25 protein-coding genes are annotated in these 25,682 nt (G+C 66.4%); 12 read left to right on the forward strand and 13 right to left on the reverse strand.

The window, feature by feature from the left end; genetic code table 11:
* Positions 1 to 41: 41 nt before the first annotated feature.
* From folK to LC062_RS17915, 4 genes are all read right to left on the reverse strand, one after another.
* A complete protein-coding gene (gene folK / locus LC062_RS17900) occupies positions 42 to 548 on the reverse strand; it encodes a 2-amino-4-hydroxy-6-hydroxymethyldihydropteridine diphosphokinase (RefSeq protein WP_224912389.1) in 507 nt (168 codons plus the stop codon).
* Positions 545 to 1,384: a dihydropteroate synthase gene (gene folP / locus LC062_RS17905; RefSeq protein ID WP_224912390.1), complete on the reverse strand. Its 840-nt coding sequence runs from the start codon at positions 1,382 to 1,384 to the stop codon at positions 545 to 547. The genes folK and folP overlap by 4 nt, the downstream gene beginning before the upstream one ends.
* A gap of 176 nt (positions 1,385 to 1,560) precedes the next feature.
* The gene (locus LC062_RS17910; protein WP_224912391.1) at positions 1,561 to 2,772 is read right to left on the reverse strand and encodes a multidrug effflux MFS transporter; all 1,212 of its coding nucleotides are present in this window, start codon (positions 2,770 to 2,772) and stop codon (positions 1,561 to 1,563) included.
* Positions 2,769 to 3,227 carry a MarR family winged helix-turn-helix transcriptional regulator gene (locus LC062_RS17915; RefSeq protein WP_224912392.1) on the reverse strand — a complete coding sequence of 153 codons (459 nt, stop codon included), beginning with the start codon at positions 3,225 to 3,227 and terminating at the stop codon, positions 2,769 to 2,771. The genes LC062_RS17910 and LC062_RS17915 overlap by 4 nt, the downstream gene beginning before the upstream one ends.
* A 190-nt stretch (positions 3,228 to 3,417) precedes the next feature.
* On the opposite strand from LC062_RS17915, the gene typA reads away from it, so the two are divergent.
* Complete coding sequence (gene typA / locus LC062_RS17920) at positions 3,418 to 5,241, forward strand: translational GTPase TypA (RefSeq protein ID WP_224912393.1); 1,824 nt, start codon at positions 3,418 to 3,420, stop codon at positions 5,239 to 5,241.
* A 99-nt stretch (positions 5,242 to 5,340) separates the two neighbouring features.
* On the opposite strand, the gene LC062_RS17925 is transcribed toward typA, so the two are convergent.
* Both LC062_RS17925 and LC062_RS17930 read right to left on the reverse strand, forming a co-directional pair.
* Positions 5,341 to 6,699, reverse strand: a complete 1,359-nt coding sequence (locus LC062_RS17925; RefSeq protein ID WP_224912394.1) for an MFS transporter — start codon at positions 6,697 to 6,699, stop codon at positions 5,341 to 5,343.
* Between the two features lie 14 nt (positions 6,700 to 6,713).
* The gene (locus LC062_RS17930; protein WP_224912395.1) at positions 6,714 to 11,510 is read right to left on the reverse strand and encodes an NAD-glutamate dehydrogenase; all 4,797 of its coding nucleotides are present in this window, start codon (positions 11,508 to 11,510) and stop codon (positions 6,714 to 6,716) included.
* Between the two features lie 238 nt (positions 11,511 to 11,748).
* Here LC062_RS17930 and LC062_RS17935 point away from each other — a divergent pair, with 238 nt between their 5' ends.
* Entirely contained in the window at positions 11,749 to 12,321 is a 573-nt protein-coding gene (locus tag LC062_RS17935; RefSeq protein WP_224912396.1) for a peroxidase-related enzyme, read from the forward strand.
* Positions 12,322 to 12,338: 17 nt separating this feature from the next.
* Here LC062_RS17935 and LC062_RS17940 read toward each other — a convergent pair whose 3' ends face one another.
* A complete protein-coding gene (locus LC062_RS17940; protein WP_224912397.1) occupies positions 12,339 to 12,533 on the reverse strand; it encodes a hypothetical protein in 195 nt (64 codons plus the stop codon).
* Between LC062_RS17940 and argC the strand changes: the two genes are divergently transcribed.
* Both argC and leuD read left to right on the forward strand, forming a co-directional pair.
* On the forward strand, positions 12,514 to 13,464 hold the full coding sequence (gene argC, locus LC062_RS17945) for an N-acetyl-gamma-glutamyl-phosphate reductase (protein WP_224912398.1): 951 nt from the start codon (positions 12,514 to 12,516) through the stop codon (positions 13,462 to 13,464). The genes LC062_RS17940 and argC overlap by 20 nt on opposite strands.
* Before the next feature lie 31 nt (positions 13,465 to 13,495).
* Complete coding sequence (gene leuD / locus LC062_RS17950; protein WP_224912399.1) at positions 13,496 to 14,101, forward strand: 3-isopropylmalate dehydratase small subunit; 606 nt, start codon at positions 13,496 to 13,498, stop codon at positions 14,099 to 14,101.
* Positions 14,102 to 14,203: 102 nt separating this feature from the next.
* On the opposite strand, the gene LC062_RS17955 is transcribed toward leuD, so the two are convergent.
* Positions 14,204 to 14,674, reverse strand: coding sequence for a MarR family winged helix-turn-helix transcriptional regulator (locus tag LC062_RS17955; RefSeq protein WP_224912400.1), 471 nt, complete (start codon positions 14,672 to 14,674; stop codon positions 14,204 to 14,206).
* Positions 14,675 to 14,878: 204 nt separating this feature from the next.
* Here LC062_RS17955 and LC062_RS17960 point away from each other — a divergent pair, with 204 nt between their 5' ends.
* Positions 14,879 to 15,301, forward strand: coding sequence for an organic hydroperoxide resistance protein (locus LC062_RS17960; RefSeq protein WP_224912401.1), 423 nt, complete (start codon positions 14,879 to 14,881; stop codon positions 15,299 to 15,301).
* A gap of 66 nt (positions 15,302 to 15,367) precedes the next feature.
* Here the strand turns inward: LC062_RS17960 and LC062_RS17965 are convergent, their stop codons facing one another.
* Together LC062_RS17965 and LC062_RS17970 are read right to left on the reverse strand one after the other, a co-directional pair.
* The gene (locus LC062_RS17965; protein ID WP_224912402.1) at positions 15,368 to 15,880 is read right to left on the reverse strand and encodes a cyclic nucleotide-binding domain-containing protein; all 513 of its coding nucleotides are present in this window, start codon (positions 15,878 to 15,880) and stop codon (positions 15,368 to 15,370) included.
* A 64-nt stretch (positions 15,881 to 15,944) separates the two neighbouring features.
* The gene (locus LC062_RS17970; protein WP_224912403.1) at positions 15,945 to 16,628 is read right to left on the reverse strand and encodes a response regulator transcription factor; all 684 of its coding nucleotides are present in this window, start codon (positions 16,626 to 16,628) and stop codon (positions 15,945 to 15,947) included.
* Between the two features lie 157 nt (positions 16,629 to 16,785).
* On the opposite strand from LC062_RS17970, the gene LC062_RS17975 reads away from it, so the two are divergent.
* The 6 genes from LC062_RS17975 to LC062_RS18000 all read left to right on the forward strand — a co-directional run bounded on the left by LC062_RS17975 (position 16,786) and on the right by LC062_RS18000 (position 22,786).
* Positions 16,786 to 17,361, forward strand: a complete 576-nt coding sequence (locus LC062_RS17975; RefSeq protein WP_224912404.1) for a L,D-transpeptidase family protein — start codon at positions 16,786 to 16,788, stop codon at positions 17,359 to 17,361.
* A gap of 99 nt (positions 17,362 to 17,460) precedes the next feature.
* Positions 17,461 to 18,378 carry a pirin family protein gene (locus LC062_RS17980; protein WP_224912405.1) on the forward strand — a complete coding sequence of 306 codons (918 nt, stop codon included), beginning with the start codon at positions 17,461 to 17,463 and terminating at the stop codon, positions 18,376 to 18,378.
* Positions 18,379 to 18,610: 232 nt separating this feature from the next.
* Complete coding sequence (gene dapF, locus LC062_RS17985) at positions 18,611 to 19,528, forward strand: diaminopimelate epimerase (protein WP_224912406.1); 918 nt, start codon at positions 18,611 to 18,613, stop codon at positions 19,526 to 19,528.
* Positions 19,525 to 20,799 carry a tRNA (N(6)-L-threonylcarbamoyladenosine(37)-C(2))-methylthiotransferase MtaB gene (mtaB, locus tag LC062_RS17990; protein ID WP_224912407.1) on the forward strand — a complete coding sequence of 425 codons (1,275 nt, stop codon included), beginning with the start codon at positions 19,525 to 19,527 and terminating at the stop codon, positions 20,797 to 20,799. The genes dapF and mtaB overlap by 4 nt, the downstream gene beginning before the upstream one ends.
* 4 nt (positions 20,800 to 20,803) lie before the next feature.
* On the forward strand, positions 20,804 to 22,144 hold the full coding sequence (gene ftsY / locus LC062_RS17995) for a signal recognition particle-docking protein FtsY (RefSeq protein ID WP_224912408.1): 1,341 nt from the start codon (positions 20,804 to 20,806) through the stop codon (positions 22,142 to 22,144).
* A gap of 6 nt (positions 22,145 to 22,150) precedes the next feature.
* Positions 22,151 to 22,786, forward strand: a complete 636-nt coding sequence (locus LC062_RS18000) for a septation protein A (RefSeq protein WP_224912409.1) — start codon at positions 22,151 to 22,153, stop codon at positions 22,784 to 22,786.
* 31 nt (positions 22,787 to 22,817) lie between these two features.
* On the opposite strand, the gene LC062_RS18005 is transcribed toward LC062_RS18000, so the two are convergent.
* The 3 genes from LC062_RS18005 to yddG all read right to left on the reverse strand — a co-directional run bounded on the left by LC062_RS18005 (position 22,818) and on the right by yddG (position 25,007).
* Positions 22,818 to 23,024, reverse strand: a complete 207-nt coding sequence (locus tag LC062_RS18005) for a DUF1737 domain-containing protein (protein WP_224912410.1) — start codon at positions 23,022 to 23,024, stop codon at positions 22,818 to 22,820.
* Positions 23,025 to 23,080: 56 nt separating this feature from the next.
* Positions 23,081 to 23,989 carry an HpcH/HpaI aldolase/citrate lyase family protein gene (locus tag LC062_RS18010; protein WP_224912411.1) on the reverse strand — a complete coding sequence of 303 codons (909 nt, stop codon included), beginning with the start codon at positions 23,987 to 23,989 and terminating at the stop codon, positions 23,081 to 23,083.
* A gap of 76 nt (positions 23,990 to 24,065) precedes the next feature.
* Entirely contained in the window at positions 24,066 to 25,007 is a 942-nt protein-coding gene (yddG, locus tag LC062_RS18015) for an aromatic amino acid exporter YddG (RefSeq protein ID WP_224912412.1), read from the reverse strand.
* A gap of 189 nt (positions 25,008 to 25,196) precedes the next feature.
* On the opposite strand from yddG, the gene LC062_RS18020 reads away from it, so the two are divergent.
* Positions 25,197 to 25,658, forward strand: coding sequence for a GNAT family N-acetyltransferase (locus LC062_RS18020; protein WP_224912413.1), 462 nt, complete (start codon positions 25,197 to 25,199; stop codon positions 25,656 to 25,658).
* Positions 25,659 to 25,682: the final 24 nt, after the last annotated feature.

Here is a 25,682-nt window from a genome sequence, read left to right on the forward strand (position 1 = left end):
AGGACACCAGCTAAGGCGCTTTCTTCTCACACTCATCCGCCTCATAGGCGGGTGATATCCTCCTGCCCCGGACAGGTGGCGAGCGCCTCGGCGGCGGTGCGCCCGTCGCCGAGCGGCGCGTCCGGCCAGATCTCCGCCAGCGGCACCAGCACGAAGGCCCGCTCGCCCATGCGCGGATGGGGGATCGACAGGCCTTCTTCCTCGACCTTCCGGTCGCCGTAGACAAGCACGTCGATATCGATCACCCGGGGCCCCCAGCGGATGTCCCGGACCCGTCCCAGCGCCTTTTCGACCGCCAGGCAGCGGTTCAGCAGCTCGCGCGGCCCCAGCCGGGTCTCCACCACGACACAGGCGTTGCGGTAATCGTCCTGCGGCACCGGCCCCCAGGGCGGGGTGCGGTAGTCGCTGGAGCGGGCCACCACCACGATATCGCCTTCACGCTCCAGCCCGCCCAGCGCCGCATCCAGATGCGCCCGGGTGTCGCCGATGTTCGAGCCAAGCCCGAGCGCGACACGCACCGGCCGACCTTGCGGGTCCTCATGGGTCATTCACAGTCCTCTCGCTCAATGGCGGCCAGTATCCGGGCGGCATCCACATGGGCCCGCACATCATGCACCCGGACCATCGCCGCGCCCCGAGCGAGCGCGAGCGTATGGATCGCCAGCGATCCGTACAGCCGATCGTCCGTATCCACGTTCAGAACGGTACCGATCAGCCGCTTGCGCGACGCACCGACCAACAGCGGCAGGCCATGCCGTGCGAAATGGTCGAGCCGCTTGAGGATCTTGAAATTCTGCGCCAGCGTTTTGCCAAAGCCGATGCCCGGATCGAGCATCTGTCGCTCGGTCGGGATCCCCGCCCGGGTGGCCCGCTCCATCGACCGCTCGAACGACCGGTCGATATCGGCGAGAATGTCGATATGAGGATCCACCTCCCGCCGGTTGTGCATCATGATGACCCCGGCCTCCGCCTCCGCCACCGTATCGGCCATCGCCGGATCGTGCAGAAGGCCCCAGACGTCATTGACGATCCCCGCGCCGGCAGCGCAGGCCTTCGCCGCCACCTCCGCCTTGTAGGTATCGATTGAGACCGGCGTTCCCAACCCGGCGAGATCGGCCATCACCGGCTCAAGGCGCCGCCATTCCTCCGCCGCATCCACCGGCTCGCTGCCGGGTCGCGTGCTCTCCGCGCCAACGTCGATGACGTCCGCCCCATGGGCGATCATCTTGCGCGCATTCGCCAGCGCGTCATCCCGGTTGATGAAGCGGCCGCCGTCGGAAAAACTGTCCGGCGTCACATTGAGAATACCCATGACCCGCGGCACGGACAGCTCGAGCGCACCACCGCGAAAGCAGAACCGGCCGGTTGCTGTGTCTGCCGTCATGCCGTCGCTCTCCCGCTGCCACCCGTGCCCAACCCGGGCGATTGGCCTGCCCGCGCCCGCGCGATCACGCGCAAGGTCCCTGTTCGAGCGAAGGGTCTTGCGGCTTTCCCGCCCATTCGTCAAGCCGTCCAGTTACCGGAAGGCGCGATAGGTGAGCGCCGGGGCGGAACCGCCACCTATTCGGCAGCGATGGCCCGCCTGCGGTTGCGCATGCCCAGCACCTGGTAGAGCCCGACCGCCAGCAGCATCATGCCCGGCGGAACGATCACCACGCCGAGCAGCGGGTCACCAAGCGCGGCGGCGACCAGACTGCCGGCAAGCCCGGCGCCGAACTGCAGGAAGCCCATCATCGCCGACGCCGCGCCGGCAATCTTGGGAAAATCATGCAGCGCCGAGGTGAAGGCGGAGGGCATCACCGTCGCCAGGAAGAAGACGAACAGCCCCACCGGCCCCATGACCGTCAGGAAATGCAAGGGGAACATGGTGAGCAGAACCACCATCGACACGGCGGCGACCACAATGCCGGCGATGCCGTAGGGCAACAGCCGATGCGCCTCGACCCGGCGCAGCAGGCGGGCGGTGACAATGGTGCCGGCGATGAAGGAACAGGACTGCACCATCATGCCGAAGCCGAACTCGACCGGCGTCAACCCGACCTTGTCGATCAGCACGAAGGGCAGAATGGTCGCCATGGTGTAGATCGTCCCGGTGCCGATCCCGGTCAGAAGGCTTGGCTGGAGAAAGCGGGTATCGGTGATCAGGGTGAGATAGTTGCGGAACAGCCGGTAGGGATGCAGGTTGCTGCGGTCGATATAGGGGTTGGTCTCGCGCATGAAGACCATGACGCCCAGCATCAGGGCAACACCGTAGATGATCATCGCGATAAAGATCTCACGCCAGCCGAACAGCTCCAGCGTGACACCGCCGATGGTCGGCGCCAGCGCCGGTCCGATCGCCAGCATCATCCCGGTGGTGTTCATGATCCGCGCCGACGCCTGGCCGACGAACTGATCCCGGGCGAGTGCCCGCGACACGGCGATACCGACCGAGGCGCCGACCCCTTGCAGCGCGCGGGCCGCCAGCATCCATTCGATGGTCGGTGCATAGGTGGCCAGCAGCGTCGAGGCCAAATAAAGGCTCAGGAACAGCAGCGCGATCGGCTTGCGCCCGAAGGCATCGGTCAGCGGTCCGCACAAAAGCTGGCTCAGGGCAAAACCGGTGAAATAGGCGGTCAGGGTCAGCTTGATCATCGCCTGGGACGTGTCGAAGGCAGCCGCCAGCACGGGCATCGCCGGCGTGTAGAGTGCCATGGAGATCGGGCCGATGGCCACCAGCGCGCCGCCGAGCATCGCCGTGCGCCGCTCGCTCATCAAGGGCGTTCGGTTCATGACAGCTCCTCCGGCCCGCAACAACAGAGATTTCCATGCATCCGTTGCAAGAGCGCGTAGAGCCGGTCCGCGTCTTCCTCGGAAAAGCCTTCCAGCGCCTCCAGCCGGATTGCCACCATTTCCTCATGGATCCGCTCCAGCACCGGCGCGGCCGCCGGAGCCAGGGTAATCAGCTTGGCCCGCCGGTCGTTCGGGTCCGGCTTGCGAACGACAAGTCCGGCCGCTTCCAGGCGGTCGAGAAAACCGCTCAGCGTCATCGGCTCGATGCCCATGCGATCCGCCAGCGCCGTCTGGCGCCAGCCGGAATAATGCTCGACCATCGCCAATGTGCGCGCCTCGCTGACGGTCAGACCGGTGTCGCTCCCGGCCAGCCGGCGTTCGAAACGCCGGCGCATCAGGCGCGCCAGATCACCAATAAGGAAGCCCATCGGGCGGGATGCTGCGGCAGATTTCATGAGGAATCCATATAATCAGATTTCCTTACTATCTGCCCGCACCCGCGCCCCTTGTCAATCCGCCCGTGTGCCCAGCCGGATGACGCCACGTATTGCTGCGTTGCAAGATGGCCCTTGCCGGTTTATACAGGCCGCACAATTGCGCGGGTCCAAACGGCCCGCGTTACTTTTTTCTCGGAGCAATCAACTGATGCAACTGCGCAATATCGCCATCATTGCCCATGTCGATCATGGCAAGACCACGTTGATTGACGTGCTCCTGAAGCAATCCGGCTCCTTCCGCGACAACCAGCGGACCGAAGAGCGGATGATGGATTCCAACGATCTTGAGCGGGAGCGCGGCATCACCATTCTCGCCAAGGTCACCTCGCTGACCCATGGCGACACCCGGATCAACATCGTCGACACCCCCGGCCACGCCGATTTCGGCGGCGAGGTGGAGCGTATCCTGCACATGGTCGACGGTGTCGTCCTGCTTGTCGATGCGGCGGAAGGTCCCATGCCGCAGACCAAGTTCGTGCTCGGCAAGGCGCTGAAGCTCGGGCTTCGCCCGATCGTCGCGATCAACAAGATCGACAAGCCGGACCAGCGCTCCGAGGAAGTCCTCGACGAGGTGTTCGACCTGTTCGCCGCCCTCGATGCCGATGAGGAGCAGCTCGACTTCCCGGTGCTCTACGGCTCGGCCAAGCAGGGCTGGATGGCCGCCGATCCGGACGGGCCGAAGGACAGCATGGACCCGCTGTTCGATCTGGTTGAAAAGCACATTCCCGCCCCGGCGGCCGAGGAAGGCGCTTTCCGCATGCTGGCGACCACCGTCCAGCCGAACCCGTTCCTCGGCCGGATTCTCACTGGCCGCGTCATCTCCGGCGAGGCGGTGCCGAACATGGCCGTCAAGGCCCTGTCCCGCGACGGCAAGACCGTCGAAACGGGGCGCATTTCCAAGGTGCTCGCCTTCCGCGGTCTGGAGCGCCAGCCGATCGACAAGGCGGTCGCCGGTGACATCATCTCCATCGCCGGCCTGCAGGAAGCCACCGTTTCCGACACGATCTGCGCGCCGGAAGTCGGCGAGCCGCTGCCGGCCCAGCCGATCGACCCGCCAACCCTGTCCATGACCTTCCACGTCAACGACGGTCCACTCGCCGGCACCGAGGGCGACAAGGTGCAGTCGCGCGTCATCCGCAAGCGGCTGATGGACGAGGCGGAAGGCAACGTGGCGCTGACGGTCGAGGATTCCCCCGAGGCCGATGCCTTCATCGTCTCCGGACGCGGCGAGTTGCAGCTTGCCATCCTGATCGAGAACATGCGCCGCGAGGGCTTCGAGCTGTGCGTCGGCCGGCCGCGCGTGGTGTTCCAGACCGCCGAGGACGGCACCCGTCTGGAGCCGATCGAGGAAGTGACCATCGACGTCGACGAGGAGCATTCCGGCGTCGTCGTGCAGAAGCTGTCGGAGCGCAAGGGCGAGCTCCTGGAAATGCGCCCCTCCGGCGCCGGCCGCACCCGGCTGGTGTTCCATGCCCCGACCCGTGGCCTGATCGGCTACCTGTCCGAGCTCCTGTCCGACACCCGTGGCACGGCGATCTTCAACCGCGTCTTCCACGACTATGCGCCGTTCAAGGGCGAGATCGCCGGCCGGCACACCGGTGCACTGATCTCCAATGGCGACGGCGAGGCCGTGGCCTATGCCCTGTTCAACCTGGAAGATCGCGGCCCGATGCTGATCGACCCGGGCGTCAAGGTGTACCGGGGCATGTTGATCGGCGAGCATACGCGCGGCAATGACCTTGAGGTCAATGTGCTGAAGGGCAAGCAGCTCAGCAACGTGCGCTCCTCCGGCAAGGACGAAGCGGTGCGGCTGACGACGCCGATCCGCCTGTCGCTCGAAGCCGCGCTGTCCTACATCACCGATGACGAGCTGGTCGAGGTGACGCCGCAAACCATCCGCCTGCGCAAGGCCCTGCTCGATCCGAACGACCGCCGCCGCGCCGAGCGCGCCGCAGGCAAGGCCGCCGGCTGATCCGGCCGGAAAGCCCCCCAGAAAGACCTCAATGACAAAAAAGGCGCGGCCCTCACGGACCGCGCCTTTTTCAATGGATCGACTGCGAGGCAGGGCGGATCAGCCCGCGTGGGGATCTCGCACCCGCGTCAGCAACACCAGCCCGACGCTGAAGAACAGGAGGATCACCGCCATGCCGGCGGCCTGGTTGAGCGTCGCCGCCGTGACAACGCCGACGGCGAGCGGCGCGAGGAAGCTCGTCACCTTGCCCGACAGCGCGAACAGGCCGAAGTATTTCGTCAACTCGCCGCGCGGCACCAGATGGATCAGCAAGGTGCGCGAGGCCGCCTGCAACGGTCCGGCGACGGCGCCAAGCAGCCCGCCCAGCACCAGGAACACCTGTTCCGGCAAGGTGGTGAACAGCCCGGCCCCATCGGCCGGCGCCACGTTGATCACGAAGAACACCGTCTGCCGGTCGACGGAGACCAGCCCGAGCCCGCACAGGATCAGGATCAGAAGCGCACCGGCAATCACCGGCCTCGGCCCGAACAGGTCATCGAGCCGCCCGCCGAGAAAGGCACCGAGCGTTCCGGTGATGGTCAGCAGGATGCCGAAGGTGCCGATCTCGATGGTCGACCAGCCGAGCACCCCGGCGGCATAAATGCCGCCGAAGGCAAAGAGCGCCACCAGTCCGTCCTTGTAGACCATGTTGGCGACAAGGAAGAGAAAGACATTGCGGTCGGCGCGAGCGCCGCGCGCGGTCTCGCCGAGATCGGCAAGCCCCTGGCGAACCGCCGCCTTCAAGGCAACCGCCCGGCGCGGCACATCGGGCACGAACAGGAACAGCGGCAGCACGAACACCAGATACCACAGAGCCGAGAATGGCCCCGAGGCCCGGTCGCCGGCCCGGGTCGCCGGATCGAGCCCAAGGATCGGATCGAGCCCGAGCAGGGTCTTGCCCGTCTCCGGATTGGCCGCCATCAGCCCAAGCGCCAGCACCAGCGATATCAACCCGCCGGCATAGCCCACCGCCCAGCCACTGCCCGACAGCCGCCCCAGCCGATGCGTCGGCACCAGATCCGGCATCATCGCATTGGTGAAGACCGTGGCGAACTCGACCCCGAGCGTCGCAACGGCGAAGCCGGTCAGAGCCACGGCAACGCCGAAGCCGCTGCCCGGTTCGGCGAAATAGAGCAGCAGACAGCCCAGAACCAACGGCACGGAAAACGCCCCGATCCAGGGCTTGCGCGCACCGGTCTTGTCGGCGACCGCGCCGAGCACCGGCGCGAGCAGCGCGATCATCAGCCCGGCCGCCGCGGTGGCATAGCCCCACAACGCCTGCCCCTCCGCCGGGCTGGATGCCACGGCGGAGGCAAAATAGGGCGCGAACACGAAGGTGGTGACCAGCGTGAAGAACGGCTGCGCCGCCCAGTCGAACAGCACCCAGCTGGCGACCGCGACGCGGCCGCCAGAGGGCATGCAATGGGCTTCGCTCACCGGGCCAGTTCGGCCAGCAAGCTTGCCGCGACGGAGAACTTCGACACCGTCAGGTCACCCTCGACGATCTCGTTGGCCGCCCGGGCGGTGCGCTCCACCCGGATTTCATTGGCCTCCAGCCAGTTCTCGAACCCATTCGCACCCAGCGCCTGAGCGGTGATCTGGCGGTGGGCGTCGGCGAGCAGCGCCCGCGCCCGGTCGAGCGCCAGCCCGTCGTAATAGTCGTGGATCGACAGGCCGCGCGCCTTGGCCTCCATGGCACCGAGGCGGAAATGCCCCGCCGCCTTGAAGAACACCTCGGCCACATCCGCCAGCGGCCGGTCGACCTGCTCGGCGACAAGGACGATGTCCGGGATCTCGGTTTCCACCGGCAGCCGGGCGATCCGGGCGGCGAGTGCCTCCGGCACGCCTCCTTCGACCAGCCGCGCGGTTTCCGCCGCCAGCCCCTCGCGCATCGCCTCGTTGACGATGCCCGTCAGCGTTGGCGCCACCGCGTCGATGCCGTCCCGGAACCGGCCGATCACCGCTTCCAGCCCGTCCTCGAAGTCGACGTTGCGCAGGAACCAGACCGTCTGGTCGAGCACCAGATCCTGCACCGCGCGATAGAGCGACAGCTGCAGCGCGCCATCGATATGCGTGTCCAGCCTGTCGATCTCGGTGTTCAGGTCGGTCAGGCCATAGGCATCGCGCACCGCCGCGAAGGCCTGGGCGATCCGGGCGAAATCGGCTCCGGTCTGATCGGCGATCCGGGTCGGGAAGGTCGGTCCGCCCCGGTTGATCATCGAGTTCGCCAGCATGGTGGCGATGATCTCCCGCCGCAGCCGGTGTCCCGCGATTTCCTCCGCATAGGTCTCCTGCATGGCAACCGGGAAGTAGCGGAACAGCTCCTTGGCCAGATAGCTGTCATCCGGCACGGAGCTTTCCAGCAACCGATCGTAGAGGGTGAGCTTGGCATAGGCCAGCAGCACCCCGATCTCCGCCCGGGTCAGGAAGCTCTCGGCAAGCTGCAACTCATCCAGCGCCGCCTCGTCCGGCAACTGCTCCACCGCACGGTCGAGCAGACCCGCCTGTTCGAGCTGGCGCATCATCCGCCGCTGATAGCCGAAGTCCTCCATGCCCCGCGCCTCGGCAAGGCTGATCGCCAGGGTCTGCAGGTAGTTGTTGCGCAGCACCAGCCCCGCCACCTCGTCCGTCATTTCCGACAGGAGATGGTTGCGCGCGGTCAGGGTCAACTTGTTGGTCCGCACCGCCGCGCCCAGCGCGATCTTGATGTTGACCTCCACGTCTGACGAATTGACGCCGGCCGAGTTGTCGATCGCATCGGAGTTGCAGCGGCCGCCGTGCCGGTTGAAGGCGATGCGCGCAAGCTGGGTCATGCCGAGGTTCGCACCCTCGCCGATCACCTTGGCGCCCACCTCGGCCGCAGTCACGCGGATGGCGTCGTTGGCCCGGTCGCCCACATCCGCATCGCTCTCGCTGGCGGCGCGGATATAGGTGCCGATGCCGCCGAACCAGAACAGATCCACCGACATGCGCAGGATCGCGTTCATCACCTCATGCGGTGTCGCCTTGGCCTTGCCGATACCCAGCATCGCCTGTACTTCCGCCGAGAGCGGGATCGATTTCGCTTGCCGCGAGAACACCCCGCCGCCCTTGGAAATCAGCGCCGCATTGTAGTCGTTCCAGGACGAGCGCCCCAGATCGAACACCCGCTTGCGCTCCTCCCAGCTCGCCTCCGGATCCGGATCCGGGTCGAGGAAGATGTCGCGGTGATCAAACGCGGCCACCAGCCGGATCGCCCGCGACAACAACATGCCGTTGCCGAACACGTCGCCCGACATGTCGCCGACGCCGGCGACGGTGAAGGGCTCGCACTGGATATCCTTGTTCATCTCCCGGAAATGCCGCTTGACCGCTTCCCAGGCGCCCCGGGCGGTGATGCCCATCTTCTTGTGGTCGTAGCCGGCGGACCCGCCGGAGGCGAAGGCATCGCCGAGCCAGAAGTTGCGGCTTTCGGAAATCGCATTCGCCGTGTCGGAGAAGCTTGCCGTGCCCTTGTCGGCGGCAACCACCAGATACGGATCGTCCTCATCGTGACGCACCACCCGCTCCGGCGGCCAGATCTTGTCGCCGCTGAGGTTGTCGGTGACGTCCAGCAGCGAGGAAATGAAGATCTTGTAGGCCTTGGTGCCCTCGGCGAAGATCTCCTCGCGCGACCCGCCGACCGGCAGATTCTTGGGCACGAACCCGCCCTTGGCGCCGACCGGCACGATCACCGCGTTCTTCACCTGCTGCGCCTTGACCAGGCCCAGCACCTCGGTGCGGAAATCCTGCGACCGGTCGGACCAGCGCAGACCGCCGCGCGCCACCTTGCCGAAGCGCAGATGCACGCCTTCCACCCGCGGGCTGTAGACGAAGATCTCGCGGAACGGGCGCGGCCGGGGCAATTCGTCGATGCGCTGCGGATCGAGCTTGAAGGCGAAGGTCGGCTTCGGCTGACCATGCACGTCGAGCTGGAAGAAGTTGGTCCGCAGCACCGCGTCGATGACATTTTCGAACCGGCGCAGGATCCGGTCGTCGTCGAGGCTTTCCACCCCGTCGAAGACATCAGCCAGTTCCTGCTCCAGCTGCGCCGCCACCAGCGCGCGATCCTCATCGCCCGGTTCGGGGTCACAACGCAGGTGGAACAGCTCCACCAGCTTGCTCGCCACATCGCAATAGCGGTTCAGGGTCCGCCACATGTAGTCTTCCGAGTAACGGATCCCGGCCTGACGCAGGTAGCGCGACAGCGCCCGCAGCATGGCGACATCGCGCCAGGCAAGTCCGGCGTTGAGCACCAGCGCGTTGTACCCGTCCGATTCCGACTGCCCGCGCCAGATCGCCATGAACAGCGCTTCGAGCCGGCCCTTCAGATCGTCATCGAGCAGAAGGTCGTCGCCGCTGGCCGCCTCCAGCGTCAGCTCATGCAGATAGGCCAGCGGCCGGTCCGCCGGGGTGACCCGGTAGGTCCGCTCGTTGATGACGCGGAAACCCATGTTCTCCAGGATCGGCACCCGGGCCGACAGCGGGATCGGCACCAGATGGTGATAGACCTTGAGCGTCACCCGGCGCGGCGCATCCTCCGGGCGCTGGGAGAAGGTCAGCGCCGTGTCCGCCTCATCGGACAGCTTTTCCACGATGCCGATGTCCGACAGCGCCGCCTCGCCGCCATAGGTTTCCTTGTAGCCGGCCTGGAAGGCGTCGGCATAGCGCGTGGCCTGCTCCACCGCCCGGTTGCCGCCATAGGCGACGCGCAGCACGTCGCGGAAATCGTCGGCCCAGGTCCGCACGATACCGGTGACCGCCTGCTCCAGATCCTCCTGGCTGGGGTCCGGGGTCTCGCCTTCATCGCGGCCGATGATGAAATGCACCCGCGCCAGCGGACCTTCCGGGTAGGACACGTACCAGGCCGACAGGCGCCCGTCATAGACCCGGGCGAAATAGTCGCCGACCTTCAGCCGGACCTCGGTGGTGTAGCGGTCGCGCGGCACATAGCACAGGATCGACACGAACCGGTCGAACTTGTCCCGCCGCGCCAGCACGCGGATGCGCGGACGCTCGTCCAGTTGCAGGATCGAGGTGGCGAAGTAGTAGAGCAGGTCCACGTCGACCTGGAACAGTTCGTCACGCGGATAGCTTTCCAGAACGTTCAGCAGAGCGCGGCCGGAGTGGCTTTCCGGATCGTACCCGGCCTGGTTCAGCACCGCGTCGATCTTCCGGCGCAGGAAGGGAATGTTCTTGGTCGACAGGGTGTAGGCGGTCGCCGTCAACAGCCCGACGATGCGCAACTCGCCCGCCAGTTCGCCATTCTCATCGAACAGCTTGACGCCGACATAGTCCATGTGCACCCGGCGGTGCACCCGGCTCTTCACATTCGCCTTGGCGATGATCAGGGGTTCGGGCTTGATCAGGAAGTCGCGGATCTCCGGGGTCATCACCACGAATTCGGACCCGCGGCGCAGCACCCGCACCTCCGGGTCGGCCAGCAGGCCGAGCCCCGTGCCCTTCTTCAAGGACAGTTCGCCCTCGGCGGCGCCGCCCTCGAAATAGTATTCCCGCATGCCCAGCAGGATGAAATTGTCCGCAGCCAGCCATTCCAGGAACTGGACCGCCTCGCCGAGCTCAGCGGCCGGCACCGGCGGCGGCGTCTCCTTGAAGGTGGCGATCGCCTGCACCAATCGCTCGCGCATCGGCACCCAGTCGTCGACGGCGGAGCGCACATCGCGCATCACCGCCTCCAGCCGCTCCCGCAGTCCGGTGCGCTCCACATCCGCATCGATCCGCGCCACATGCATGTGAATGAGGCTTTCGCGCCGGTATCCGGCCTTCTTGCTGCGAACAATGCCGTGGCAGGCGATCAGCCCGCCCTTGTCGTCGCGCTCCACCGTCAGGATCGGGTGCAGCACCAGCCGCACCTCCAGGCCGCTCGCCTGCAACTCGCCCATCACGGAATCGACCAGGAACGGCATGTTGTCGTTGACGACCTCGATCACGGTGACGTCGCCCGTGCGCCCGCCCTCGATCTTGAAGTCCGGATTGTAGATGTTGATCCGATGCGTTCCGATCGGATGGGTTGCCATGTCGGCCCAGGCGACCTCGGCGATGGCGACAAGCTCTTCCGGTGTGTAGCTGACGAGATCCTCGGCGGCACCGCGTGCGAACAAATCGCGCGCAAAGGCCGCCAGATCGGGCGCGAGACCCGCGACCACCGCCTCGATGAGCCGGACCTTTGCTTGCTCTTGTCCTTCGGGCATTTTTCCCCCTAGAGCCATTTCTGGCATTCACTGCTGTTTGTGATTTCGACACCGGAGCGGCCACCTGGCCGTCGGAACTGATTCGCCGGTCGCTATCTCCGACAAACGGCCCCATGCTAGGCCGAGTTGTCGTCCGATGTAATCACTTCATGCGCCGCGATCCACCGATCACGGCGGACAAACGGACGATTGGGTAAATGGCGGCGCATTTGCCGTCTGTTTTCGGGAGGAGAACTGCATGAACGACGCGACCAGCCCCATCGCCTTGACCCTGGCGCAGGAAACCGAGCTCGGCCCCGAGACCGAGGCCTATTTCGCCAAATGCGAGGAAAAACTCGGCATGGTGCCCAATGTGCTGCGCGCCTATGCCTTCAACGAGGACAAGCTGCGCGCCTTCACCGCCATGTACAATGACCTGATGCTGGCCGACAGCGGGCTGAGCAAGCTGGAGCGGGAGATGATCGCCGTCGCCGTCTCCTCGGTGAACCGCTGCTTCTACTGTCTTACCGCTCATGGCGCGGCCGTGCGCCAATATTCCGGCGATCCGGAACTGGGCGAGCTGATGGTGATGAACTACCGGGCCGCCGAGCTCGACCAGCGCCAGCGGGCCATGCTCGATTTTTCGGTGAAGCTGACCGAGCAACCCCATGCCATCGTCGAGGCGGATCGCGAGGCCCTGCGCGCGGCCGGCTTTTCCGACCGGGATATCTGGGACATCGCCGCGGTGGCCGCCTTTTTCAACATGTCCAACCGGGTCGCCGCCGCCACCGACATGCGGCCCAATCCGGAGTATCATGGCCAGGCCCGCTGACAGACCCGCGGACATGCTCACGAACAGGCAACCGGGCAGCTCTCGGGCAGGAGAAGAATGACAAACCGGTCGCCGGTGGTGTAGAAGTCCGCCGAACCGGGCGTGGCATCGCCGCCGCGCCCGGCGAAATCAGTTACGCCTGCCAGGTTTTGCGCCTGGAAGTCAGAGGCGTCCACCAACGGAGAGAAGGACATGGTCGCGAAAGTGTTCATCGACGGCGAAGCCGGCACGACGGGTCTCCAGATCCGCGAGCGGCTGGCGCGTCGCCGCGACCTCGACCTCCTGTCGATCGCCCCGGAGCGGCGCAAGGACATTGCCGCCCGCGCCGAGCTTTTGCGCGAGGCGGATATCGCCATCCTCTGCCTGCCGGACGACGCGGCGCGCGAAAGCGTGTCGCTGATCGGCGATGCCGACACCCGGGTGATCGATGCCTCCACCGCCCATCGCACGGCGGAGGGCTGGGACTACGGCTTTGCCGAGATGGCTGCCGATCAGCGCGCGAAGATCGCCGCCTCGGCCCGGGTCGCCAACCCGGGCTGCTATCCGCAAGGGGTGATCGCCTGCCTGCGGCCGCTGATTTCCGCCGGCCTGCTGCCGGCCGATCTGCCGGTGACGGTCAATGCGATCTCCGGTTACAGCGGCGGCGGCCGCACGATGATCGAGGCCTATGAGGCCGAGGGCAACGCGGCCGCGGCCTACATGCCCTATGCGCTGACCCTCGACCACAAGCACCTGCCGGAAATGGGGCTGTACTCCGGGCTTACGAGCACGCCCTTGTTCGTGCCGGCCGTCGGCAACTTCGCCCAAGGCATGGTGACCATGGTGCCGCTGCAACTCGGCGGCCTCGCCCGCGTCCCCACAGGCACGCAGCTGCATGCAGCGCTCACGGAGCATTACGGCAGCCTTGCGGGCAGCTTCGTCGATGTGGCGCCGCTCTCCCAGAGCGCCCGGCTGGACGAGTTGGACCCGGAAACCTTCAACGGCACCAACCGCATGCAGCTGCATGTCTTTGCCAATGACGCCCGCGCCCAGGCGGTGCTGGTCGCCGTATTCGACAATCTCGGCAAGGGCGCCTCCGGCGCCGCCGTACAGAACCTCAACCTGATGCTGGGTTGCGACAGCGCCACAAGCCTTGCCGCCTGACCCGCGACTGACCTGCAGGAGACCTTGCGAAATGGACAAGTTCGACACCTTGACCGGCGTTGCCGCGCCGTTGCCGATCATCAACATCGACACGGACATGATCATCCCGAAGCAGTTTCTCAAGACCATCAAGCGGACCGGGCTCGGCAGCGCCCTGTTCCACGAGATGCGCACCCTTGACGACGGTTCGGAGAACCCGGATTTCGTGCTCAACACGCCGGCCTACCGCAAGGCCAGCATTCTGGTCGCCGGTGACAACTTCGGCTGCGGCTCCTCGCGCGAGCACGCACCCTGGGCGCTGCTGGACTTCGGCATCCGCTGCGTGATCTCCACCAGCTTCGCCGACATCTTCTACAACAACTGCTTCAAGAACGGCATCCTGCCGATCGTCGTCTCGCCGGAAGAGCTGGACAAGCTGATGGACGACGCCCAGCGCGGCGCCAATGCCACCCTGACGGTGGATCTGGAAGCCCAGGAAATTCGCGGCCCCGATGGCGGCGTGGTCACCTTCGACATCGATCCGTTCCGCAAGCACTGCCTGCTGAACGGCCTCGACGATATCGGCCTGACCATGGAAAAGGCACCGTCGATCGACCGGTTCGAGAAGACCACGGCGGAAAGCCGCCCTTGGGCGTGAACCTCTGACAGGCGGCCAGCCACACTGGCCGCCTGAGAGCAGACGCTTTGCAGATCCCCCGGTGCCAGCGGCGCCGGGGGATTTGTCTTTTGTGTATCCGGATTATGCGCCCGCTTCGCCGGTCAGCCCGTCCCGCAGCGCTTCCAGCTCCCCCTTCAGCCGCTGAAGATCGACGCCAGAGGTGTCGCAGGCCGCCATCACCTGATGCGGGATGGGCCGCGCCGCCTGGCGCAGCGCCTCGCCCGCCTCCGTCAGCGTGACGATCACCCGCCGTTCGTCGGCGGGATCGCGCCGGCGCGACACCAGCCCCGCCGCCTCCAGCCGCTTCAGCACCGGGGTCAGCGTGCCGGAATCCAGCATCAAGGCCGCGCCCAGCGCCTTCACCGGATGGCTGCGGTGCTGCCACAGCACCAGCATCACCAGGTACTGCGTATAGGTCAGTCCCAACGGCGCCAGCAGCCGGGCATAGAGCCGACCAAGTGCCAGCGTGGTGGAATGCAGGCTGAAACAGAGCTGATGCGACAGCAGCAGCGCCGCATCTTCCTCCACCTGCGCCGAAATGGTCTCGGTCATCCGTCTTGTCGCTTGCCCTTTGCGCCGTTCGCGCCTTGCCGGCGGCGGTCGCGTACAGCCGCACCGCGCGCTTTCCATCTTCTCTCAAATCTCCCGGTGCGCCCGGCCTGTCAAGTTTGCTTGCTTGATATTGAATTTGACAAAATTAAATTTTGCGCAATAGTTTTTCTCGAAACGTACCGCCTTTCGGGAAAGGACCCGCAGATGAGCATCCTCTATACCGCCCACACGAGCGCCACCGGCGGCCGTACCGGCACCGCGCAATCCGACGATGGTCGGCTGGAGATTACCCTGTCGACGCCGAAGGAGCTGGGCGGAGACGGCGGCGCTGGCACCAATCCGGAGCAGCTCTTTGCCGCCGGCTATTCCGCCTGTTTCATCGGCGCCCTCGGCTTTGTCGCCGGGCGCGACAAGATCAAGCTGCCGGCGGAGACCTCGATCAATGCGGAAGTGGGCATCGGCCCGCGCGAGGATGGCGGCGGCTTCGGCATCGCGGTCACCCTCAACATCGCCCTGCCCGGGCTCGACAAACCCACCGCCGAGGCGCTGATCGCCAAGGCCGATGTGGTCTGCCCCTATTCACACGCAACCCGGGGCAACATTCCGGTCACGCTGAAGCTGGTGTGACGCCGCGTTGATGCAGCCCGCGTCACACAGCGCAAATTTCAAGACATAACGGGATCTGGCGTCGCCCTACTGGGCGTCGCCGCTCGCCTTCGCCCGGGCGGCGCGGAAGGCGCTATGCTCCCGTTCGAGCTGTTCCAGCAAGGTCCCCACCCGGCCAAGCGCCGCAGTGGTATCGCGGAACCGTGCCGCCCGGCTGTCGAACAGCCGCTGCGCGATATCGGGAAACTCCTGCAGCATGCGCTTGAACAGGGCGCGGCGAATGCGGATGACCTCGGTGGCGCCGCTGGCAACGGCCCGCGCCGGGCGCCGGGTCTCCACCAGAAGCGCTGTCTCGCCGATCAGGCTGCCGGGGCCATAGCGCCCCCCCAGCCCATCCGCCTCGCTGTCGCTTTCCAGCATGACCGCCCCGGAGGCGACCACCAACCCGCCATCGGCCCGCTCGCCTTCCACGAACAGCACCTCGCCATCCCGGTAGGAGACGTTTTCCGCCGAAAAGGCGAGCAGACGCAATTGCTCATCCGGAAAATCGGCGAGCAACGGCACCTTGCGCAGGAGATCCATATCACGGGCGAGACTCATGACTTGAGGAGTACGCCGAAGCCCTTGGCCAGCACAAGACCAGAATTGCACCCCGTCCCCGGTCTCAAGGCACCAGCTTGTATCCGCCCGCTTCCGTCACCAGCAGTTCCGCGTTCGACGGATCCCGTTCGATCTTCTGCCGCAGGCGATAGATATGGGTTTCCAGCGTATGGGTGGTTACCCCGGAGTTGTAGCCCCACACCTTGTGCAGGAGCACATCGCGGGTCACCGGCTTTTCCCCGGCCCGGTAGAGGAACTTCAGGATCGAGGTTTCCTTCTCCGTCAGCCGGACCTTGCTGCCCTTGTCGTCGCTCATCAGTTTCTGCGCCGGCCGGAAGGCAAACCGGCCGATGGTGAACACCGCGTCCTCGCTCTGCTCGTGCTGGCGCAGATGCGCCCGCACCCGCGCCAGCAGCACGGCGAACTTGAACGGCTTGGCCACGTAATCGTTGGCCCCCGCCTCCAGCCCGAGGATCGTGTCGGAATCCGTGTCATGGCCGGTCAGCATGATGATCGGCGCCTTGAAGCCGTTTTTGCGCAGGAGTTTGACCGCCTCGCGCCCGTCGATGTCCGGCAAGCCCACATCCATCAGCAACAGATCCACATGCTCCGTCTTGGCCGTGTTGATCCCCGCCGCCGCTGTCTCCGCCTCCAGCGTCTCGAACTCGTCGTAGAGCGAAAGCTGCTCGACCAGCGCCTCACGCAGATCGCTGTCATCATCGACAATGAGGATTTTGCGGGCGCTCATTCTCTGTCCTCCCTTTTGGGGTTCTCAATCAATTCAATCCCTTGATCATCACTTATGCAACAACAACACGCGCCGCGAGCGGGAATTGACCGAAAATGTCCCGCCCGGAAACAAATCTGCTTCACGTGGATTTGATCGAGAGGGTATCACGGTACCCATGTCGATCGACCTTCACGCCCCAGACTGCACACCAAGTGCGCCTCCCCCCGCCGGCCCGGCGGATATCCTGCGGGTACGGGCGCTGTCCGCCCACGCCACCACCGGCCGGCTCAGCCTCGGCCCAATCACGCGCCCCTGTGCGCTCGGCCGGGGCGGCATCACCCGGATGAAGCGCGAAGGCGATGGCGCCACCCCGGCGGGGATCTTCCTGCTCAAGACCGTCTACTTTCGGCCGGACCGGCTCCCCCGGCCGCGCAGCCGCCTGCCGGTCGTGCCGCTGTCGCCAGAGATGGGCTGGTGCGACGACCCCGTCCACCCGCGTTACAACCGGATGGTGACCCGCCCCTTTGCCGCTTCGCACGAAGAGATGTGGCGCGAGGATGGGCTCTACGACATCGTCGTCGTGCTGGACTGCAATCTGGCGCCGGCGGTGCGCGGCCGGGGCAGCGCCATCTTCTTCCACCTTGCCCGCCCCGGCCTGACGCCGACGGAGGGCTGTGTCGCCCTTCCCCGCGCCGACATGCTGAAGGTGCTCGGCACCTGCGGCCCGGCAACGCGCATGATCATCGATTGATGCGCCTGCGGTGAACGGTGTGTCGCCACACCGGGGCTTTATTCCGCCCCGCCGTCGCCCCAGATGGGAGAAAACGCCCTTTGGCGAGAAGGAGCCGCCATGTCCATCAGACCCGTCACCCACACAGCCGCCGCCCAGCCGACCCTTGAAGGGGCCGGCGTCAAGCTGCACCGCGCCTTCGGCTTCAACGATCCGACCCGGCACGATCCCTTCCTGCTGTTCGACGATTTCCGCAACGAGCGCCCGGAGGATTACCGGGCCGGCTTCCCCTGGCATCCGCACCGGGGGATCGAGACCATCACCTATGTGCTGGCCGGCACGGTCGATCACGGCGACAGCCTCGGCAACAGCGGCACGCTCGGAGCCGGCGACATCCAGTGGATGACCGCCGGACGCGGCATCATGCATCAGGAAATGCCCAAGGGCGACGCCCGGGGCCGGATGCATGGTTTCCAGCTCTGGGCCAACCTGCCCTCATCGCTGAAGATGACCGATCCGCGCTATCAGGATGTGCCGGCGGCGGAGATCCCCGAGATCATCGACGATGACGGCACCACCGTGCGCGTCCTCTGCGGCAGCTTCTGGGGCAAGCGCGGCCCGGTCGACGGCATCGCCGCCGATCCGGCCTATCTCGATGTGTTCGTGCCGGCCGGCCGGACCCGGCGCCTGCCGGTCGACACCTACCGGCAAGCCTTCGCCTATATCTTCGAAGGCTCGGGCAGCTTTCGCGACGCCTCCAGCCCGGTGGGGATCCTCACCGAAAAATCGGTCGGCGGCGAGGAGCTGCACATTCGCGATCAAAGCGGCGACCGCACGCTGGTGCAGTTCGGCACCGGCGACGAGATCACCGTCACCGCCGGCCCGCTCGGCATCCGCTTCCTGCTGGTCTCGGGCAAGCCGATCCGCGAGCCGGTGGCCTGGCACGGACCGATCGTCATGAACACCCGGCAGGAGCTGATCGAGGCGGTCACTGAATTGCAGAACGGCACCTTCATCAGGCAAGGAGACGGGCGCTAAGCCCTCCCCGACAGAAGGCTCCACCCACGCGCATCCGCTCCTCGCTCTCTCGGTGAGGGGCGGATTTGAAGGCAACACTGGAATATTGCCCCGCTTTCGGCCATATAGACGAAAAGCGCGACGATCCCGCTTGCCCTGATATCGGGGACCGGCGCCGCGTCAGGATTCCAGACATCAGGCCCCCGATACCGGGCCCAGGCATCAGGCCTTCAAGTCACAGGCATTACCGGCGATGAGCGACGGCAGCACCCCTTTCCTGAAGATGAACGGGCTCGGCAATGATTTCGTTGTCTGGGACGCCCGAACCACGCCGCTTGCCTTGCCGGTGGAAACGATCCGCCTGATCGGCGACCGGACGACCGGCATCGGCTTCGACCAGATGATCACGGTCGAGCGCTCGCCCGGCGGCGCCGATGCCTTCATGCGCATTCACAACCGGGATGGGTCGGAAGTGTCCGCCTGCGGCAATGCCACCCGCTGCATTGGCCGCCTGCTGATGGAAGAGAGCGGCCGTCCCGCCGCCACCATCGAAACCCGGGCCGGCCTGCTCAACGCCGCCGGCACCGATGACCCGCGCCGCGTGACCGTCGACATGGGCCAGCCGAAGCTCGCCTGGAACGAGATCCCGCTGGCCGAGCCCTTCGCCGACACCCGGGCGATCGAACTGCAGATCGGCCCGATCGACGCGCCGGTGCTGCACACCCCCTCCGTCGTCAACATGGGCAATCCCCACGCCATCTTCTGGGTGCCGGCGCTTGACGTTGTCGACCTTCAACAGGTCGGCCCGATGCTGGAGAACCACCCGATGTTCCCCGAGCGGGCCAACATCACCCTCGCCCATGTGCTGTCGGATACGGAGATCGAGATCAAGGTGTGGGAGCGTGGCGTCGGCCTGACCCAGGCCTGCGGCACCGCCGCCTGTGCCACCGCGGTCGCGGCGATCCGCGACGGGCGCACCGACCGCCGTGTCACCATCCACCTGCCGGGCGGCCCGTTGCTGCTGGAATGGCGCGAAAGCGATGGGCATGTGCTGATGACCGGCGACACGGAAATCGAGTTCGAAGGGCTTGTCGACCTTGCCACCGGCCGCTTCCGCAAGACCGGCCCGGGCGATGCGGATGCCTCGGCAACGCCGGAGGCAGGCCGATGAGCGTCGATGTCGTCACCTTCGGCTGCCGGCTCAATGCCTATGAATCGGAGGTCATGAAGCATGAGGCGGAGGCCGCCGGCCTCAAGGACGCGGTTCTGGTCAACACCTGCGCGGTGACCGGCGAGGCGGTGCGCCAGGCGCGCCAGACCATCCGCCGCCTGCGCCGGGAAAACCCTGGAGCGCGGATCATCGTCACCGGCTGCGCCGCCCAGACCGAAAGCGACAGCTTCGCCGGCATGGAGGAAGTCGACCTCGTTCTCGGCAACAGCGAAAAGCTGGAACGGGCCTCCTATGGCCGGGTCGCCCAGTTCGGCATCGATGAGACCGAAAAGGTGCGCGTCAACGACATCATGAGCGTGACGGAGACCGCCGGCCATCTGATCGACGGGCTGGAGGGCCGCGCCCGCGCCTTCGTCCAGGTGCAGAACGGCTGCGACCATCGCTGCACCTTCTGCATCATCCCCTTCGGCCGCGGCAATTCCCGGTCCGTGCCCATGGGCGTGGTGGTCGACCAGATCGCCCGGCTCGTGGACAACGGCTACCGCGAGGTGGTGCTGACCGGCGTCGACATCACCAGCTATGGCGCCGACCTGCCGGGCACCCCGACCCTCGGCACCCTGTCGGAAAAGATCCTGAAGAAGGTCCCGACCCTCGACCGGTTGCGCCTTTCCTCGATCGACTCGATCGAGGCCGATCCGGCCCTGATGCGGGTGATCGCCGAGGAAGACCGGCTGATGCCGCATCTGCATCTGTCGCTGCAGGCCGGCGACGACCTGATCCTCAAGCGCATGAAGCGCCGGCACCTGCGCGCCGATACCATCCGCTTCTGCCAGGAGGTGCGCGCCGCCCGCCCCGATGTGGTGTTCGGCGCCGATATCATCGCCGGCTTCCCGACCGAGACCGAGGAGATGTTCCAGAACACCCTGCGCATCGTCGATGAATGCGGGTTGACCCATCTCCATGTCTTCCCCTTCTCGCCCCGGCCCGGCACCCCGGCCGCGCGCATGCCCCAGGTGGAGCGTGCCGCCGTCAAGGAGCGGGCGGCGCGGCTGCGGGAAAAGGGCGCGGCGGCGCTCCTGGCCCATCTCGATGCCGAGGTCGGCCGCACCCGCCAGGTCCTGATCGAGCGGGAGGGTCTTGGCCGCAGCGAACAGTTCACCCAGGTCGAGTTCGATGCGGATGCCTGCGCTGGTGCCGGACCGGGGGACCTTGTCAGCCTGCGCATCAGCGGGCATACCGGGCGCCATCTCCTCGGGCAGCGGGCGGCATGACAGCATGAGTGACGAAAAACGCGGTTTCCTCGGACGTCTGTTCGGCCGTAAGGACAACAAGACGCAGACGGATGCGCGCGAGACGGTCGAAACCGCCGACGCCCCTCTCTCCGGCGCGGACGACGCCGCGCAAGCCCCCCTTGCACCCGAGGCGCCAACCGAGGTCGAGCCAAAGGCGCAGCCTGCGGAGGCCCGCGCCCCCCAAACCGATAGCCCCGACAGCGAGACCTCGGACCTCGCCACGCCGGAAACGCCGGTGGAACCGGCCCCCACCGCGCCCGCCGACGGGGAACGGCCTACCCCGGCCGCCGAAGCCCCGCAGCAGCCGGCGCCGGAGGCCGCAGCGGAACCAGCGCAAGAGAGCGAACCGCCTGCCCCCATGGAGCCTGAGACCAGCGAAGCGGCGCCGGAACCGGCCGCGCCGCGCCTGTCCTGGTTCGCCCGGCTGAAGGCGGGCCTGTCGCGCTCCTCCGCCAGCCTGACCGGCGGCATCACCGCGCTCTTCACAAAGCGCAAGCTCGATGCGGAGACCCTGGAAGAGCTGGAAGACCTGCTGATCCAGGCCGATCTCGGCGTCGAGACGGCGATGACCATCACCGAGCGGATTTCCGACGGCCGGTTCGACAAGGAGATCGCCCCCGAGGAGGTGCGCCGTATCCTGGCCGAGGAAGTGGCCAAGGTGCTGGAACCGGTCGCCCAGCCGCTGGTGCTCGACCCGGCCAACGCCCCGCATGTGGTGCTGATGGTCGGCGTCAACGGCACCGGCAAGACCACCACCATCGGCAAGCTGGCCGCCAAGCTCCGGGCCGAGGGCAAATCTGTGATGCTGGCCGCTGGCGACACCTTCCGCGCCGCCGCCGTCGAGCAGCTCAAGATCTGGGGCGAACGGACCGGCGCCCCCGTGGTCGCCCGCGACACCGGCGCCGATGCCGCCGGCCTTGTCTTCGACGCCATGCGCGAAGCCAGGGAAAAGGGCGTCGACGTTCTGCTGATCGACACCGCCGGGCGGCTGCAGAACCGAGCCGAACTGATGGCCGAGCTGGAAAAGGTCGTGCGCGTCATTCGCAAGCACGACCCGAACGCCCCGCACAGCGTGCTGCTGACCCTCGATGCCACCACCGGCCAGAACGCCATGAACCAGGTCGAGATCTTCGGCAAGACCGCCGGCGTCACCGGCCTCGTCATGACCAAGCTGGACGGCACCGCGCGCGGCGGTATCCTTGTCGCCATTGCCGCCCGGCACAAGCTGCCGGTCCATTTCATCGGCGTTGGCGAGGGCATCGACGACCTCGAACCCTTCACCGCCGGCGACTTCGCCGCCGCCATCGCCGCAAGCGAGAGTTGATCCCTGATGGAATTCGAACACAGCCCCAATGCCGCCGACCGCAAGGAGGTGGCGCCGCTCCTGAAGATCGCGCTGGAGCTTGGCCCGCTGCTGCTGTTCTTCCTCGCCAACTCACGCGGCGAGATGCTCGCCGAGCGCTTTCCGGTGATCACCGACCTGGGCGGACCGATCTTCTTCGCCACCGCCGTCTTCATGGTGGCGATCGCCGTGTCGCTGGCCGTGTCCTACGTGCTGACCCGGCGCCTGCCGGTGATGCCGGTGGTCTCCGGCATTGTGGTGCTGGTGTTCGGCGCGCTGACCCTGTGGCTGCAGGATGAGCTGTTCATCAAGCTGAAACCGACCATCGTCAACGTCCTGTTCGGGGCGGTGCTCCTGGGCGGCCTTCTGTTCGGCAAATCGCTGCTTGGCTATGTGTTCGACAGCGTGTTCCGGCTCGATGACGCCGGCTGGCGCAAGCTCACCTTCCGCTGGGGGGTGTTCTTCTTCTTCCTCGCCGCCCTCAACGAGGTCATCTGGCGCAGCTTCTCGACCGATTTCTGGGTGTCGTTCAAGGTGTTCGGCATGATGCCGATCACCGTGGTCTTCACCCTGATGCAGCTGCCGATGATCCAGCGTCACACGCTGGATCACGACAAGGATTGACCACGCTGCCGCGCGGCCTTGGCGCGGACCTTTAGTAGTCCGACAGCTTGATCTCCGGCGAATAGCTTTCGCCGCTGACATCCTTGGTCACCGCCTGGCCGCAGACGACGATCCCCTTGGCCGCGTCGAAGGTCAGGCTCGGGGTGCCATGCAGGTCCCAGCCGGCATTGAGCGCCGCCGTCACCCGGTGGCAGAAGGCGCTGTCGTCCGGGCCGGTGATGAAGCGATAGAGTTTCATGAAATGCGTCTCCGGGAGGAACCCGGCCGGGCGGCACCCGGCCGGCAAAAAACACGTCAGCCGGCTGCGGCCGCGGCACTGCGAGCGGCGATCGCATCGGCGATCCGCACCACCCGCTCGCCCATCTCCGCGTGCAGCCGCTCAACCATCCGGCCATCCACCTGCAAGGCGCCCTTGGAAGCGTTTTCCGGCTTCTCGAATTCGGCGATGATCTTGCGCGCCTGCGCCACCTCGGCCGCATCCGGCGAGAAGGCGGCATTGCAGGCCTCGACCTGCTTGGGATGGATCAAGGTCTTGCCATCCATGCCCATCTCGGCGCCCTCACGGCATTCGGCGGCAAAGCCGTCCGCGTCCGACAGGTCATTGTAGACCCCGTCGATGATGTCGAGCCCATGGGCCCGGGCCGCGGCGACGCAAGCCATCAGCCAGGGACGCATCGGCGCCCGTCCCGGCACCAGCCGTGCCCGGGTCTCCTTGGCCAGATCGTTGGTTCCCATGATGAAACAGGCAAGCCGGGTTTCGGGATTGGCCGCCGCCGCCGCGATCTCCCGCGCGTTCAGCATGGCAAGCGGCGTTTCCATCATCGCCCAGAGCGCCAGCCCGGCCGGAGCCTTGGCCGCGTTGACCTTGTGCGCCGCCCGCTCCAGATCCGCCGGGGTCGACACCTTCGGCAGCAGGATAGCATCGGGACCGGCGGCAATCGCCGCCTCCAGATCCGCCTCGCCCCAGGGCGTCCCGGCGCCATTGACCCGAATCACCACCTCCCGGTGCCCGTAGCCGCCGGCGGCCACCGCCTCGGCCACCTGCTGGCGGGCCAGATCCTTGGCGTCGGGCGCCACGGCGTCCTCAAGATCGAGGATCAGCGCATCCACATCGAGGCTGCGTGCCTTTTCCAGTGCCCGAGCGTTGGAACCGGGCATGTAAAGGACGCTGCGGCGAGGTCTGATGGCGGCGGATGTCGTCATGGGCGAACCTGTCCCTTTTGGTTGGTTGCGAGAATTTGCCTGCGGCGCTGGAAAGCCGGGCCTTGGGATGTGGACCCTAATGCGCGGAACGGTCCTCCGCCACCGGTCTTTCGGCGGAGGCGCGAGCCGATGCGCCTGCTGCGGGACGAAACAGCATGTCCCGGGCAGCCACCAGCGCACCGAGAGTCACCAGCGCGCAGGCGAGCGCAACGCTGACGGTGAACGTGCCGAAGCCGAAGAGGATCAGCAGCAAGGTCGACAGCACCGGCGCCGCATAGGCCCCCGCCCCCAGAACCTGGATGTCACCGCGCTTCACGCCGATATCCCAGACGAAGAACGCCAGACCGACGGGAAAGGCCGCAAGGCCGAGCACCGCCAGCCACTCGCCCGCCCCCGCCGGCCAGATCGTCTGTTCCACCGCCAAATGGGCGACCAGCGACAGAACCGAGGTGCCGAGGCAAAAGCCCGCCACCGCCTCGGTCGGCACCTGATCAAGACGCCGCGACAGCACCGAATAGCTCGACCAGAACAGCGCCGAGGCAACCGCCGCAAGATAGCCGGTCAGATACGCGGGATCGAGCGCCAGGCTCTCTCCCCGGGTGACGAGCAGCGCCGCCCCGGCAAGCCCCAGCCCGGTGCCGATCAGGTGATGCGCCCGCAGCCGTTCCCCCGGCAGCAGCGCGGAGAAGACGACGATCAACAACGGCCAGGTGTAGTTGATCAGATTGGCCTCCACCGGCGGGGCATTGCGGATCGCCGTGAAATAGAAAAAATGAAAGCCGAACAGGCCCAGCGTTCCGAACGCCCAAACGCCAAGCGACTGGCGCATCAGCCGCAGTCTACCCCGCGCGGCCAGCCACAGGGTCGCCGCCAGCCCGGAGATGCCGAAGCACAGGGCATTCAGCAGAAACGGCGGTACAGCGCCCGAAGCGGCGCCGAAGACACCGAGCATCGACCACATCAGGACGGCGGTCAGGCCGATCATTGTCGCACGGCGACGGCGCGAATCCTCGCTCATGGCATGGCTTTCCGGAAGAGAAACGGCAGGGCACCTCACAACTATGCGGCGACCTTTCCACCACGGTCAATGGGGCCAGCGGCGCACGGATCGACAGAGGCGGTTGCAAAACCGTCACGGTTCGGGACAAGGTGAGCGCCGCGTTCCGGTCCCCCGGGTCGCTGACCACCGATCCAACGCGGAGCTTTCATGAACACCATCGACATCAAGACGCTTGGCCCAGACGACGCACTTGCTCTCGCGCCCCTGATCGCGGAATACGCCCAGGCCCTGAAGCGCGGCGCGCCGCGCCGTCCCGACCAGTTCTACGCCGAGCGCATTCTTGGCGACCGCACTGCCGAGGTCATCGGTGCGGAGCTGAATGGCCGCCTTGTCGGCTTTGCCATCTTCTTCGACCTGCCGGAGATCATCACCGGCCTGCGCGCCGGACAGCTCGATGAGCTCTATGTGCATCCGGATGCCCGCAACAACGGCGTTGCCCGGCGGATGATCGAGACCCTGGTGCAGGAAGGCGCCCGCCGCGACTGGTCGGAACTGCGCTGGATCGTTCCGGGCAAGAACGTGCCTGCCGTCACCCTTTACGACCAGATCGCCGAACCGGCCAACTGGAAGGGGTACACCCTGGCGATCGACCGGCCGACAACCGACTGATCCCTGTCCGAGTGCCCACAACGC

This window comes from Stappia indica (genome assembly GCF_020177335.1).
In the GTDB taxonomy this organism is placed as follows: Bacteria; Pseudomonadota; Alphaproteobacteria; order Rhizobiales; family Stappiaceae; genus Stappia; species Stappia indica_B.

What these genes read in the sequence shown, in the direction of transcription:
- folK (WP_224912389.1), bottom strand. Translation starts at nt 548, where the DNA reads ATGACCCATGAGGACCCGCAAGGTCGGCCGGTGCGTGTCGCGCTCGGG.
- folP (WP_224912390.1), bottom strand. Translation starts at nt 1,384, where the DNA reads ATGACGGCAGACACAGCAACCGGCCGGTTCTGCTTTCGCGGTGGTGCG.
- LC062_RS17910 (WP_224912391.1), bottom strand. Translation starts at nt 2,772, where the DNA reads ATGAACCGAACGCCCTTGATGAGCGAGCGGCGCACGGCGATGCTCGGC.
- LC062_RS17915 (WP_224912392.1), bottom strand. Translation starts at nt 3,227, where the DNA reads ATGAAATCTGCCGCAGCATCCCGCCCGATGGGCTTCCTTATTGGTGAT.
- typA (WP_224912393.1), top strand. Translation starts at nt 3,418, where the DNA reads ATGCAACTGCGCAATATCGCCATCATTGCCCATGTCGATCATGGCAAG.
- LC062_RS17925 (WP_224912394.1), bottom strand. Translation starts at nt 6,699, where the DNA reads ATGCCCTCTGGCGGCCGCGTCGCGGTCGCCAGCTGGGTGCTGTTCGAC.
- LC062_RS17930 (WP_224912395.1), bottom strand. Translation starts at nt 11,510, where the DNA reads ATGCCCGAAGGACAAGAGCAAGCAAAGGTCCGGCTCATCGAGGCGGTG.
- LC062_RS17935 (WP_224912396.1), top strand. Translation starts at nt 11,749, where the DNA reads ATGAACGACGCGACCAGCCCCATCGCCTTGACCCTGGCGCAGGAAACC.
- argC (WP_224912398.1), top strand. Translation starts at nt 12,514, where the DNA reads ATGGTCGCGAAAGTGTTCATCGACGGCGAAGCCGGCACGACGGGTCTC.
- LC062_RS17940 (WP_224912397.1), bottom strand. Translation starts at nt 12,533, where the DNA reads ATGAACACTTTCGCGACCATGTCCTTCTCTCCGTTGGTGGACGCCTCT.
- leuD (WP_224912399.1), top strand. Translation starts at nt 13,496, where the DNA reads ATGGACAAGTTCGACACCTTGACCGGCGTTGCCGCGCCGTTGCCGATC.
- LC062_RS17955 (WP_224912400.1), bottom strand. Translation starts at nt 14,674, where the DNA reads ATGACCGAGACCATTTCGGCGCAGGTGGAGGAAGATGCGGCGCTGCTG.
- LC062_RS17960 (WP_224912401.1), top strand. Translation starts at nt 14,879, where the DNA reads ATGAGCATCCTCTATACCGCCCACACGAGCGCCACCGGCGGCCGTACC.
- LC062_RS17965 (WP_224912402.1), bottom strand. Translation starts at nt 15,880, where the DNA reads ATGAGTCTCGCCCGTGATATGGATCTCCTGCGCAAGGTGCCGTTGCTC.
- LC062_RS17970 (WP_224912403.1), bottom strand. Translation starts at nt 16,628, where the DNA reads ATGAGCGCCCGCAAAATCCTCATTGTCGATGATGACAGCGATCTGCGT.
- LC062_RS17975 (WP_224912404.1), top strand. Translation starts at nt 16,786, where the DNA reads ATGTCGATCGACCTTCACGCCCCAGACTGCACACCAAGTGCGCCTCCC.
- LC062_RS17980 (WP_224912405.1), top strand. Translation starts at nt 17,461, where the DNA reads ATGTCCATCAGACCCGTCACCCACACAGCCGCCGCCCAGCCGACCCTT.
- dapF (WP_224912406.1), top strand. Translation starts at nt 18,611, where the DNA reads ATGAGCGACGGCAGCACCCCTTTCCTGAAGATGAACGGGCTCGGCAAT.
- mtaB (WP_224912407.1), top strand. Translation starts at nt 19,525, where the DNA reads ATGAGCGTCGATGTCGTCACCTTCGGCTGCCGGCTCAATGCCTATGAA.
- ftsY (WP_224912408.1), top strand. Translation starts at nt 20,804, where the DNA reads ATGAGTGACGAAAAACGCGGTTTCCTCGGACGTCTGTTCGGCCGTAAG.
- LC062_RS18000 (WP_224912409.1), top strand. Translation starts at nt 22,151, where the DNA reads ATGGAATTCGAACACAGCCCCAATGCCGCCGACCGCAAGGAGGTGGCG.
- LC062_RS18005 (WP_224912410.1), bottom strand. Translation starts at nt 23,024, where the DNA reads ATGAAACTCTATCGCTTCATCACCGGCCCGGACGACAGCGCCTTCTGC.
- LC062_RS18010 (WP_224912411.1), bottom strand. Translation starts at nt 23,989, where the DNA reads ATGACGACATCCGCCGCCATCAGACCTCGCCGCAGCGTCCTTTACATG.
- yddG (WP_224912412.1), bottom strand. Translation starts at nt 25,007, where the DNA reads ATGAGCGAGGATTCGCGCCGTCGCCGTGCGACAATGATCGGCCTGACC.
- LC062_RS18020 (WP_224912413.1), top strand. Translation starts at nt 25,197, where the DNA reads ATGAACACCATCGACATCAAGACGCTTGGCCCAGACGACGCACTTGCT.